Below are 12,322 nucleotides of genomic sequence, written 5' to 3' on the forward strand. Positions count from 1 at the left end.
TTAAACTTTTTAATCCCCGACCAAATTTTAAATTTGGTGTTCTTCAATGAGTGGTGGGTCTAAATCCCCCATTCATGGTTACTAAGCTTGGCGAAGTATTGATTCTGACTTCCGAATTCTAGTTTAATTCAAAAACTTTTTATTAGAGTTTTTGACTTTTAATATCCAACCTTGATAGGACTTAAGAATATTTGAGTAGGGAATTGTAGTAGTAGATAATAATTCTCGCAAAGGAGGCATGAAAAACTGAGGAAATAGTTTATTCATCATTTTCGCAAGACTTTCCCTTAAGATAAATTCAGTAAATAAAGTTTTAGATGCAGGTATAACATTTGTGTCGAGTTCCCACAAGGCGTATGCGTCTGGTCGCCGGCGGATAGTAAACTGCTTTATAGCAGTAGCCCATTCATCAGAATACTCATCTAAAAGGCTATCAAAGATTAGCACGTCTTCAAAAGCATTATTACAACCTTGACCAAGACTCGAAGAAATAGCATGAGCAGCATCTCCAAGAATTAGCACACTGTCACCATAATGATAGCGATCGCAGCGTGTTCTTAATTGTGTTCCTATCGGTCTTTTCAGGAAAGCTTCTGCTTCTTCTTCAGAAATTAGTGGCGCAACCTCTGGCAAATTCTGCTGAAAGAATGTCATTACCTCTTCTTTAGTAGATAAATTAACTACTTTATTTGTCTTTTGTGGGAAGAATAAAAGCCCAATAAACTTATCGTTTAGTTGAGGCACTATTGCAAAAGTAATACCTTCTTCTATTCTCCAGATATTAATATAGTTTGATTTTAAGTTTTTGCTTGTTTTTTCTTTGTTACTTAATAGGAAAACTGTTTTGTAGCAAGCATAAGCATACTCTTGCTGAAATTCAAAAAACTCGGTATTGAGAAAATGCGTTCTCACTATTGAACGCGCTCCGTCTGCACCAATCAATAGGTCATAATCAACCTGAAACTTTTCTGTCTGATTTTCTGGTACTGTTTCTTTAACTTTATCAAAGGTCAGAGTTTTGTTTTCAAAATCAATACTAGTGCATTTGCAATCATAGTAGATTTCAACTTTGTTGTCGGATTTTTCAGTTAATTGTGACAAGAGAGCTATTAATAGACTAGTTCGGTCAGTGTTAAATGAATATTTGCTTTTAGGCCGATTCTCTAATATTTTATTTTTTTGATATATTATGCTGCCATGATTTTCTACACAAGTCGCTTTAACTGCTGCTTCTAACCCCTCTATTTTCCTCAAAGCTCTTAGTCCTCTTTCATTGATGCCATAAGGAATAGTTCTAGAGTTAGCCAAAGAAACTTTTTGTAAGTCACTACGGCGTTCGTAGATTTCTATCTTATATTGAGTGCCGCGACGCGATAAATAATGTGCCAGTAAAACTCCAGCAGGCCCAGCACCAACAATAATAACTTTCTTCACTGTTGTTAATAAAATATTTTGTAGTTTAATATTAGATTTTTAGAGGATGTTTGTAAAGTCTAATTTCTTACTCGCTAGGCGACAAGAAGTAGAGCGCCAGTTGCTCATTGGGAGCCACTCGGTTGGAGGGGTTAAAAAAGCTTGGCATTCCCAGTTCTGAAAACGAAGTTTTGAGTTCTGAACACGAAGTACGATAAATAATCATGCACTACCGATCGCTACAGCCGGGTTAGTGCGAGATTAAACGGAGGTTCAGTAATGTTTGAAATCAGCAGGCGGCGGAGTAACCCCAGGTGGAATATCACAGAAGACTTGGCTGGGTATATGTTCATGATGCCCACCATTCTGATCTTGGGGACTTTTGTAGTTTTACCCATTCTCTACGCCGTTTTTCTTTCCCTGCAAAAAGTTCAACTCCTCGGCGGTATTGAGTACGAGTTCATCGGTTTTCGGAACTTCACGCGATTAGGTGAAGATCAAAGAGTTTGGATTGCTTTGAGAAACACAGCAGAATATGTAGCTATTGTTGTGCCAACTCAAACTATCCTGGCTTTAATTCTGGCGGTAACTCTAAATTCTGGGATTCGCGGTAAAAACTGGTGGCGCATCCTCTACTTTTTACCCACAGTCACTTCTTCAACAGTGCTGACGCTGATCTTCATGTGGATTTATAACACCGATGGACTACTAAACGATTTTCTCGCTTTTGTGGGGCTACCTACTTATAACTGGTTGGGTGATCCAGCAGTTGCGCTCAAAGGCATTATGATCATGAACATTTGGTCAACCGCGCCGTTTTTCATGGTGATTTATCTGGCGGCGTTGCAGGATATACCCCAAACACTTTATGAGGCGGCGGAACTCGATGGGGCGAATGGATGGCAGCAATTTATTTACATTACTCTGCCCTTGCTGAAGCCTGTAACCTTCTTTGTGGTAGCAGTGGGGGTGATTGGAACTTTTCAACTTTTTGACCAGTCTTACATCTTCTCTGGCGGTACTGGCGGGCCAAATAACGCTACCTTAACTGTGGTGCTGCTAATTTACCAAGCTGTGTTTCGGAATTTACAAATGGGATATGCAGCTGCGATCGCATTTTTGTTAGCAGCAGTGATCATTGCCATCACTTTGATTCAACGGCGACTTTTTGGAGGCGAACGGATTTGACTAACATCTCTGGCTTATCCTGGCTCAAAGTCTTGTTATACCTCTTGCTGACACTTTATGCGATCGTCACCCTAATTCCCTTTCTCTGGGCACTTTCAGCATCATTTAAGCCGCTATCAGAGATTGTCAGTGGTGAAGCCAACTTTCTCCCCAAGAATTTTACTCTCGATAACTACAAGCAAATCTTTGTCCAAGAACCACTGTTTTGGCGCTGGTTGTTGAACAGTCTGGTGATTGCCGTCAGCGTCACGCTTTTAAACTTGTTGTTAAATTCAATGGCTGGTTATGCTTTGGCGAGACTGCGCTTTGTGGGCAAGCGCTTTTGGTTCTTCCTAATCCTGGCAGTACTGGCAGTCCCAGCGCAAATCACCCTAATTCCCACATTTTTGATTTTAAAAGCGATCGGCTGGCTGAATTCTTATCAAGGCATGATTGTGCCTAGCATGGTCAATGCCACTTTTATCTTTATGATGCGGCAGTTTTTCGTTAATTTTCCTAAAGAACTAGAAGAAGCAGCTCAACTCGATGGTTTAAATACCTTTGGGATTTTCCGATATATTGTCTTACCTTTGGCAAAACCAGCACTAGCAGCACAGGCGGTTTTTGTATTCATGGGGAGTTGGAATAATTTTTTACTGCCTATAGTTATCCTATTTGACCCAGAAATGTTTACCCTCCCTTTGGGGCTAAACACCTTCAAAGGGCAATACATCAGCTATTGGAACTACATTATGGCGGCTTCTATGGTCTTCACCTTGCCAGCTTTAGGCATTTACGCCTTTTTTAATCGTTACTTTATTCAAAGCGTCACTTTTACCGGAGGAAAAGGTTAATAATCATTGGGCATTGGGCATTGGGCATTGGGCATTGGGCATTGGACATTGGGCATTGGGCATTGGATATTGGGCATTGGGCATGGATTATTCCCCTTGTCCCCATGTCCCATGCCCCATTCCCTAAACAGTATTTTGGGCAACAAATTGCACTCTTAACGTGATATTGGTATTACAGCGACTCAATCTCTATCTATCAGTTAAGAAGCATTATGGGTTTTGCAGACCTATCGATCGCAGAGATAGCAGCCGACTACAGCATTCCTGTAGAAAAAGTGTTTTCTCTGTGCAACCAACTGGGAATCGCCTACAAACACCAAAAGACCCGTTTGGCGTTAGAAGATGCAAAGGCAATTATTTCCCAAATATCGTCTGAAACACGCCCAAAAGGTACTAGCGACTTGGAGGGTGATAACGAGATCACCTGAAGGGTGATCTCGGAGCTTTGGCTAATCACTGATAGCTAATGACACAGAAAATGAGTCATTAGCTATTAGCAGCTTGGAGATTGAGAATCGCTTTTTTAGCTGTGTTGAGCGTTAAAATCTTTAAGGGGAAACATGTTTAGAAGACTAATTGGCGTTGTTGTGGTTACTGTTTTACTCTCGTTTCAGTTGATTGTCGGTAGCGCGACAGCAGTGGAACTGGACAAAGCTACCCGAACAGTGCCATTAAATACTCAAGGCGAGACCACCGTACTCAGCCTTAAACAAGTCAAAGAAGGCAAACGCTTATTTAATTACGCTTGTGCCCAATGTCATGCTGGGGGAGTTACCAAGACAAACCAAAACGTCGGACTGGCTCCAGACGACCTGGCACTGGCAACACCCAACCGTAACAACGTTGAAGGCTTGGTGGATTACCTGAAAAATCCCACTACTTACGACGGGGAAGAAGAGATTTCCGAAATTCACCCCAGTATCAAAAGCGCAGATATTTTCACAGCAATGCGAAATCTGACGGATGATGACTTGGAGGCGATCGCTGGTCATATTCTTTTACAACCCAAAATCGTTGGACCTAAGTGGGGAGGCGGAAAAATCTATTACTAAATCCTTGAATTAGTACTGAGTCATTGGGAATAGGGAATAGGGCATTGGGCATTGGGCATTGGGCATTGGGCATTGGGCATTGGGCATTGGGCATTGGGCATTGGGAAGAATTCATTCCCCATTCCCCATTCCCCATTCCCCATTCCCCATTCCCCATTCCCCATTCCCCATTCCCCATTCCCCATTCCCCATTCCCCATTCCCCATTCCCCAGTTTTCATAGCAGCACAGAAAATTTTTGAAAAGTTCAAGATATTCCTAAAGAAAAAATAAAAATATCTTATTTTACTGTTTACCTTTATTCACAGCCTTTTTGTGCTATGGCAGTCTAGTATTTATTATTGATTGCACAGCTTTTTGCAATAAATTGCTCCCCATTATTAAAAAAAAAATCTATCTATGACAGATTGTCATATTTGGCGTTGATTTTATTTAAAATAAGAAAAGGAAAAAAAATCATTTGTTAGGAGAGAGCCATGAAATTGATTTCGGCAAGCTGGCGACGCCTTAGTTTAGCTGTGTTGACAATCCTTTTAGTTGTTAGCAGCTTCGCTGTTTTTACTCCCAGCGCTGCGGCTGAAACTTACCAGGTGAAATTAGGCAGCGATAAAGGAATGCTAGCATTTGAACCGAAAAAGTTGACAATTAAAGCCGGTGATACAATTGAATGGGTGAACAACAAAGTTCCTCCCCATAACGTTGTGTTTGATCCTGCTAAAAACCCCACTAATAGCGCCGATTTAGCGAAATCTCTGTCTCATAAAAAGCTGTTGATGAGTCCTGGTCAAAAGGAAACAACTACCTTCGCCGCAGACGCACCTGCTGGTGACTACACCTTCTACTGCGAACCTCACCGAGGTGCTGGCATGGTTGGTACAATCACTGTCCAAGGCTAGAAACACCAACTTTTGATACAAGATGATTTCTCAGTGAAATTAGCTCAGATCAACACGCCACACTCCTAGAGTGACGCACACAATCGATAAATGGCGGTAACGAATCTTATCCTTCCCTAAGAGCCTAAGTAACTTTTGGCGATGGAGGGGTGAACTCATTACCGCCAATTTTGATCAAATTTGACTTAATCGGGGATTAATCGCGTTTATACTCTTGCTGGAGGCTTGTTGCGAGGAAATTTCTTGAAAATACTTTTATTAATCCTACTGTTAGCGATCGCTCTATTCAAATTCACATTCATTAGTCCAGCACTAGCTGCCGAAACATCCAACGGGGCTAAAATTTTTGAGGCTAACTGCGCTTCTTGCCATATCGGTGGTGGTAACATCCTGATTAGCCAGAAAACCTTGAAAAAGGAAGCATTGTCAAAGTACCTAGAAAATTATGATCGCGACTCAATCCAGGCGATTATTCACCAAGTGCAAAATGGGAAAAATGCCATGCCTGCCTTTAAAAGCAAGTTAAATTCTGAGGAGATTCTAGAGGTAGCTGCTTACGTTTTTCAGAATGCAGAACAAGGCTGGTAAGGTAGCTATACCGTCTAATTATTGTGAGGTGGGCATCTTTGCATTGGTGTCAACTTAACGTGAAAGCCAGTCTAGAAAAAGCTTTTATAGATTATCTCGTTCCCAGTTGCCTCTGGCTGGAAACGAGGTTTTAAAGGTAAATAGACGACGCGGTAGGGGCACAGCAATGCTCATTGGTATGCCCTTACAATAATCTGTACAGAGGCGCTTGTTGCAATCTGCTGTATATATGACGAACTAGCGATCGCCAGTTCGTCAACTGCTAAAAACGATATTTTAAAGATGAATGATAAATCCCCAATCCTTATCATTCATGGCTTTTAGCTTCTTTCTTAATCCCAAATCACCAGAGAGTGATTATTTTTATGGATTAGACTGTTGTCTGTTTTCCTTCACTTGGCGTAACTGTTCTACTAATTTTTGCTGGGATTCAGCAGAGGGCGTAGACTGACTATTATTGACTCTTGGCAGCAATAACGGTTGGGAAGTAGTAGCAGCTGGTGAGGGCGTAAGCTGATTGTTATTGATTCCCAGTTCAGATAATGGTTTGAGAGTGCCTGTCGGTGACGACAAAGGCTGATTATTTCTGATTCGCAGATCAGGTAATGGTTTAAAAGTAGCAGCTGGTGAGGGCGTAAGCTGATTGTTATTGATTCCCGGTGTAGATAATAATGAGGGCTTTTGCTCTTGAGTAGTTCCAGTGGTGTTACTAATGCTGTTTTGGAAACGTAGGTTAAATGGATAGGAACTGATCTGTCTATCTCCTTTGGGGGATTGCTTGTTGAAGTATTGCCTTGCTTTTAATTCCAATTCCGGGGAAACTAACTTGTTTTGAAACTTGATATCTAAGACCTTGCCATCACGATCTACCACTAATACACCCAAAACAGCACCTTCAAGATTCGGCTTATTTGTGGGTAATGTTTGGCGGATGACTGGTTTTTGTTCAGCGTTGGGGTATTGTTGCTGGACTTCTTTTCTCAGGTTTGCGTAGGAGTCTAGCTGTGCAATCGCCAGTTCAGTTCCTTTCCCAGATAAACTGGGTGTATTGAGCGTGGTTCCCCTAGTTAGGGTTAAGCTATCCCCAGCCCTTGGAGCTTCTTTTAGAGAATTTATTAGCGGGTTTTGAGCAATTCTAGACGCATCATTAGCCGGTTGCGTCATCTGTAGATTCCTATTTCCCTGTGCTGTTGGAATGGGGTTAGTTTCAGATAAGTTTGAAGATTGGGCATTTTGCAGAATATCATCAGGTATTTTCTGCGACTGCAATTCTGGCAACCTATTTAGAGCCAGTGGCTTAGGTGGCTCGTATTTGGTGGTACTATCATTCACACGAGGAACTGATGGAGAGAATTTGGCGCTGGTATTGTATTTAGAACTGTCAAATTTAGAGGTGTCAAATCGCAAATTATCACTAGGAATCATCCGCAAAGACTGCCTTGGAGGCAAGGAAGAAACCCGATAGCTATTCGATGATGGGGGTAGCGGAGGCAATACTAGCTGACTGGATGGAGGTGGTGCCAATGGGGGCAATACAGTTTGGGCGCTAAAATTCGGAGGAGAAAGTGAGGCTACTGGAGGAAATTGTTCTAAACCAACTTGGGGTGTGCTTTGCGGCAAACGGTTTTGGTCGGCTTGGCTCAATTCCAAAAGTCCGACTGTTTTGGATGATGCTGTTTGGTTGGGCTTGCTAGAATCCATAGGCATCAATGGCACAATCATCGCGATCGCACCGTGGATGCCAAGAGAAGCTATAGCTGCTATCCCAATTGGCTGGCTTAAGATTTCTGGTATATTTTTCAGCAGGGAGACGTAAGACATAGCTGTTATCGTTCACTCGGCTCAGTTGCAGTTTACTAGCGATTTTGTTTTTCCGACTACATTGCAATATTTTGCAAGAGATGCATCCATCTAAGGAAATAATAACTTCCTATACTAGCAATCAAAATGCCAAAATTGCCATTTATTAACAGAAGGCAGAGGGCAGTTCTGGCTGGAGGAAAGAAGTATGATTGAAAACTTTCGTTCAGGGTATAAAACCCAGATTAATGACGCTGTATCATATATTCAACTTTGAGCTTACTAAAAAGATATTTGAAAAATTACTACTTTTGATTTTTTATTGTAATCAAGCACACAATTAAATTTAATATCTGGGATATTTATAAAGTTTAAGTAAACACACAAGTTTGAGTAGATCACAAAACTTACTGAAGCTGCCTTGTTTTTTCTACTGTTTTGCAGTCAACTAGGCTGCCGTGGCAGATGGCACACTTGCTTGTCCCAGACTAAGCCCTATGTCAAAATACTACCACATTACCAGCTCTTAAAACTGTTGCAAATTGTACAATCTTATTGACATTACCGCCCTAAACGCCACCAAAGCTATTTGGGTTTTTATAAAAGGAGTCAGTCGGGCGATCGCAATTCTAGCGTCTGAATCTGACTACTTCTTCGTCAAAAAGTTCAAACCCCCAATCATTACATCCAAAATCTCAAATGCCGTTACCGACAGTTATTTTGCCTGGATATCTAGAAACGGCGATCGCTTACCGTCAACTAGAACAATCACTAGAACAGTTAGATTTTCCCACGATTACAGTACCACTGCGACGACGTGACTGGCTACCCACTATTGGAGGAAGACCCGTAACACCGATTCTGCAACAACTCGATTTGACGATCAAGCATACATTGCAGCAACATAATGCTACTCAAGTTAATTTGATTGGTCACTCAGCCGGAGGTTGGATATCCCGCATCTACATGGGAGAAAAGCCCTATTTGGTACGCGGTGATGTCAAACCATTGATCTGGGAAGCGCATCCCCTAGTTGCGACTCTGATCACCTTGGGTACACCCCATATTAGTCAAGAACGCTGGACACGCTCCAATCTAGATTTTGTCACCAATAACTACCCAGGAGCTTTTTATAAAAACGTTCGTTATGTTTGTGTCGCTGGCAAAACTATCTATGGCCAAAGGCGGCGCGGTAGCTGGTTAGCTTACAGTAGTTATCAATTAACCTGTGGCAACGGTAACACTTGGGGAGATGGAATCACACCCATCGAAGCTGCTCACCTAGAAGGGGCAGAAAATCTGGTGATTGAAGGAGTGAGGCATTCTCCCAGAAGTCCTGGCATTTGGTATGGTTCAGCAGAACCCTTAAAAGCTTGGGTGCAATATTTGATTTAACTGATACCTGGCGCTAGTTATCCCAAAGTTCAGCCCCTTTTGCGATCGCTGTATCTTCCAGAGATAGTGCAATTTAGATGTCCGGGCTGAAAGTTATTATTGATAAGTCAGTCCCCAATCGCCCCGCTAGAAGTGAAGCATGGGTTCGCAAACGTCGCCCAAAAGCTTACCCCTTGATGACAAAACCCCGGCATTAATTACGCAAAGAATTGCAAACTGCTTAAACCACAAGTGTTTCGGCTTTTATTAGTGCCATTCGACTCTCACATATCTTGCAATATATTCTCACTTTACTTTATGGCTAAAATAGTTTAATTTCAGATTGGGAATGAGAAACTTTTCTATTAAGCCCTAAGAGTACTAGTAGACCGTGAGGATCTGAGTTGGAATGAAACTGAAAAAATTACTTCCCTGTCTATTGCTGACAGGTCTTATTCCCATGTTGGTCACAAGTCCTACTAGAAGCGAAGAAATACCATCAATTAGAGTTTATAAAAATACGACATCAGGTGACGCTGACACAAGTTCTACTCAAGAAACACCTCTGATTACCAAAGGAGAGACTGTTGAACCAATCCGACAGATTCGGCTAGTAAGTCAGATAGAGCATCCAGCCCAGAGCGCCAGAATGTTAGTGCAGTCGCCAACACCACCAAACACTCCACAAACTGAAGTTGTGCAAGTTACAGCAGTGAAGGCAAATCCCACCACTAAAGGCGTGGAGATTATTTTACAGACAACTAAAGGCGAACAGTTGCAACTAGTCAATCGGAGTGCTGGTAGCAATTTCATCACTGATATTCCCAATGCTCAATTGCGGCTACCATCGGGCGAAGCATTCATATTCCGCTCAGATAAGCCTGTAAAGGGTGTTACACAGATAACAGTCACGAATTTTAATGCCAATACTATTCGGGTGACAGTAACGGGTGAGATGAGTGTACCGACTGTCGAGTTGTTTGACAGTCCTAACGAGGGTTTGATTTTTAGCGTAGCTAGTACTGCATCTACAACACAACAACATCAAACGCCACAACAACAACCTGCAACGCCAACTCAGCCCCAACAACCATCAACATTTAGTAATGAGCCGATTGAACTGGTGGTGACGGGTGAACAAGATGGGTATCGCATACCTGATGCGTCAACAGCTACTAAAACTGATACTCCTCTGCGTGATATTCCCCAGTCGATTCAGGTGATTCCTCAGCAGGTAATCAAAGATCAGGGGATTACGCGAATTACTGATGCGACTCGCAACGTTTCAGGCACAACGATCGCATCAGGCTACGGCAACCTCATCGGAGATGTTCGGGTTCGTGGCTTCTCTAGTGGTTTCTTGAGAGATGGATTTGCCAGTCAGCCTTTCTTCATTGATGGCGGCAATATTGAACAAGTAGAGGTGCTAAAAGGGCCTGCTTCTGTGCTATACGGAGCGTCGGAACCAGGTGGAATCGTGAATTATGTCACCAAGAAACCCTTGGCTACTCCTTACTATGCAGTCGATTTCACTGCCGGAAGCTACGACTTCTACAAAAGTGCGATCGATTTGACTGGACCTCTTACCAATGACAAACGATTGCTGTACCGCTTGAATGTTTCCTATGAAAACTCCGGTAGCTACCGAGATTTTATTGACAATGATATTGTTTTTGTCGCTCCCGTTGTCAGTTATCAGGTTAGCGACTCAACTGACATCACCTTCGCCTATGAATATCTAAATGCAAAACTAGGGTTTGATCGCGGCTTGCAACCTCAATCTGCTTTCCTGAATCTGCCCATAAACCGGAATTTAGGCGAACCTGATGATTTTCAAAATAATGAGGAACACCGCTTTAATTTAACCCTGAACCACCGATTTAATCAGCATCTACGCCTGAGAAGCGGATTTCTCTACTTGCATGAGAAGTACAACAGTCTTGTGACTCAACTCGGAGACCTTGCCGCAGACGGTCGGACTCTGACAGATAGATCGTACTTTGGCGGTTTGAGTGAATACGATAACTATGCTCTGCAAACAGATTTGATTAGTGAATTCAACACAGGTGCGATCGCTCATCAACTGCTGTTGGGGTTGGAATGGCGCAAAAGGTATGCACCTGACCAGGGCTTCGGTGGTACTTATGCTGGTTCGCTCAATATTTTCAATCCGGTCTATGGCTCTCCCCGCATACCAGATTCAAATAGTTTCTTTGAGCAAACCACCAATAACATCGGCATCTACCTGCAAGATCAGGTGACATTGCTGACGAATTTAAAATTACTGGTTGGCGGCAGATATGATTTTGTTTCCTATGACAGCAAGTACATTAGTGACACCAGTATCGACAGTCAACCAGAACGAACTGAATTTTATGATAGTGCTTTTTCACCCCGCGTTGGCATTGTCTATCAGCCCATTGAACCGATTTCGCTCTATGCCAGCTACAGTAGTTCCTTTGTTCCCAATAATTCTAGAACTGCCAGTGGACAACCGCTAGAGCCTTCGCGTGGGACTCAGTTTGAAGTAGGCATTAAAACTGAACTTTTTGATAAACGACTCTCAGCCACCCTCGCAGCCTATGACATCAGCAAAACCAACATTCCGACTAGAGACCTTAATGCTCCACAATACTCGATCGCAGTTGGAGAAGTGAAAAGCCGAGGGATTGAACTAGATATTGCGGGGGAAATTTCACCGGGCTGGCGAGTTATTGCTTCGGGTTACTTAAATGATGCCTTTGTGAGCAAAGATAACAATCTGCCTGAAGGTCGCCGCTTGACAAATGCACCAACTCATGGAGCAAGTTTATGGACAAGCTACGAAGTTCAAAAGGGTGACTTGAGAGGGTTGGGAATTGGGGCAGGGATGTTTTTTGTGGGTGATCGCACTGCCAACATCGAAGATCCATTAACCCTTCCCTCTTATGTCAGAACCGACGCTTCTATTTCTTATAAACGCGATAATTGGCGGGCTGCGCTCAACTTTAAGAACATCTTCAATGTCAAATATTACGAATCCAACGACTACCTCACCTTCCCCCAAGCACCATTTACTGTACAGGGCACAATTTCAGTTAATTTTTGACCCCTCCCTAACCCTCCCCTTGTAAAGGGGAGGGGATATGAATGATTCTTCCCCTCTTTCCAAGAGGGGATTGAGGGGGGTAAAAATCAAG

Annotated in this window: 12 protein-coding genes; 8 read left to right on the forward strand and 4 right to left on the reverse strand. The window is 42.6% G+C overall.

Going from position 1 to position 12,322, the window contains the following annotated elements:
• Nucleotides 1-123: 123 nt before the first annotated feature.
• Complete coding sequence (locus V7K31_RS07970; protein ID WP_335093657.1) at nucleotides 124-1,434, reverse strand: FAD-dependent oxidoreductase; 1,311 nt, start codon at nucleotides 1,432-1,434, stop codon at nucleotides 124-126.
• Nucleotides 1,435-1,692: 258 nt separating this feature from the next.
• Between V7K31_RS07970 and V7K31_RS07975 the strand changes: the two genes are divergently transcribed.
• Entirely contained in the window at nucleotides 1,693-2,601 is a 909-nt protein-coding gene (locus V7K31_RS07975; protein ID WP_335093659.1) for a carbohydrate ABC transporter permease, read from the forward strand.
• The gene (locus V7K31_RS07980) at nucleotides 2,598-3,434 is read left to right on the forward strand and encodes a carbohydrate ABC transporter permease (protein ID WP_335093661.1); all 837 of its coding nucleotides are present in this window, start codon (nucleotides 2,598-2,600) and stop codon (nucleotides 3,432-3,434) included. The genes V7K31_RS07975 and V7K31_RS07980 overlap by 4 nt, the downstream gene beginning before the upstream one ends.
• Here V7K31_RS07980 and V7K31_RS07985 read toward each other — a convergent pair.
• The gene (locus tag V7K31_RS07985) at nucleotides 3,431-3,547 is read right to left on the reverse strand and encodes a histidine kinase (protein WP_335093663.1); all 117 of its coding nucleotides are present in this window, start codon (nucleotides 3,545-3,547) and stop codon (nucleotides 3,431-3,433) included. The two genes, V7K31_RS07980 and V7K31_RS07985, sit on opposite strands and share 4 nt — an antisense overlap.
• A 99-nt stretch (nucleotides 3,548-3,646) precedes the next feature.
• On the opposite strand from V7K31_RS07985, the gene V7K31_RS07990 reads away from it, so the two are divergent.
• Both V7K31_RS07990 and psbV read left to right on the forward strand, forming a co-directional pair.
• Nucleotides 3,647-3,862 carry a hypothetical protein gene (locus tag V7K31_RS07990; RefSeq protein WP_334827186.1) on the forward strand — a complete coding sequence of 72 codons (216 nt, stop codon included), beginning with the start codon at nucleotides 3,647-3,649 and terminating at the stop codon, nucleotides 3,860-3,862.
• Between the two features lie 132 nt (nucleotides 3,863-3,994).
• On the forward strand, nucleotides 3,995-4,486 hold the full coding sequence (gene psbV / locus V7K31_RS07995; RefSeq protein WP_335093665.1) for a photosystem II cytochrome c-550: 492 nt from the start codon (nucleotides 3,995-3,997) through the stop codon (nucleotides 4,484-4,486).
• Here psbV and V7K31_RS08000 read toward each other — a convergent pair.
• Entirely contained in the window at nucleotides 4,455-4,706 is a 252-nt protein-coding gene (locus V7K31_RS08000; RefSeq protein ID WP_335093667.1) for a hypothetical protein, read from the reverse strand. The two genes, psbV and V7K31_RS08000, sit on opposite strands and share 32 nt — an antisense overlap.
• A gap of 255 nt (nucleotides 4,707-4,961) precedes the next feature.
• Here V7K31_RS08000 and petE point away from each other — a divergent pair, with 255 nt between their 5' ends.
• The gene (gene petE / locus V7K31_RS08005; RefSeq protein ID WP_335093669.1) at nucleotides 4,962-5,381 is read left to right on the forward strand and encodes a plastocyanin; all 420 of its coding nucleotides are present in this window, start codon (nucleotides 4,962-4,964) and stop codon (nucleotides 5,379-5,381) included.
• Between the two features lie 243 nt (nucleotides 5,382-5,624).
• Nucleotides 5,625-5,969: a cytochrome c6 PetJ gene (petJ, locus tag V7K31_RS08010; RefSeq protein ID WP_335093671.1), complete on the forward strand. Its 345-nt coding sequence runs from the start codon at nucleotides 5,625-5,627 to the stop codon at nucleotides 5,967-5,969.
• 363 nt (nucleotides 5,970-6,332) lie between these two features.
• On the opposite strand, the gene V7K31_RS08015 is transcribed toward petJ, so the two are convergent.
• The gene (locus V7K31_RS08015; protein WP_335093673.1) at nucleotides 6,333-7,790 is read right to left on the reverse strand and encodes a hypothetical protein; all 1,458 of its coding nucleotides are present in this window, start codon (nucleotides 7,788-7,790) and stop codon (nucleotides 6,333-6,335) included.
• 678 nt (nucleotides 7,791-8,468) lie between these two features.
• Between V7K31_RS08015 and V7K31_RS08020 the strand changes: the two genes are divergently transcribed.
• Both V7K31_RS08020 and V7K31_RS08025 read left to right on the forward strand, forming a co-directional pair.
• Nucleotides 8,469-9,164 carry an esterase/lipase family protein gene (locus V7K31_RS08020; RefSeq protein ID WP_335093674.1) on the forward strand — a complete coding sequence of 232 codons (696 nt, stop codon included), beginning with the start codon at nucleotides 8,469-8,471 and terminating at the stop codon, nucleotides 9,162-9,164.
• A gap of 388 nt (nucleotides 9,165-9,552) precedes the next feature.
• Nucleotides 9,553-12,231: a TonB-dependent siderophore receptor gene (locus V7K31_RS08025; protein ID WP_335093676.1), complete on the forward strand. Its 2,679-nt coding sequence runs from the start codon at nucleotides 9,553-9,555 to the stop codon at nucleotides 12,229-12,231.
• Nucleotides 12,232-12,322: the final 91 nt, after the last annotated feature.

Source organism: Nostoc sp. (genome assembly GCF_036917675.1).
Taxonomy (GTDB): Bacteria; Cyanobacteriota; Cyanobacteriia; order Cyanobacteriales; family Nostocaceae; genus Nostoc.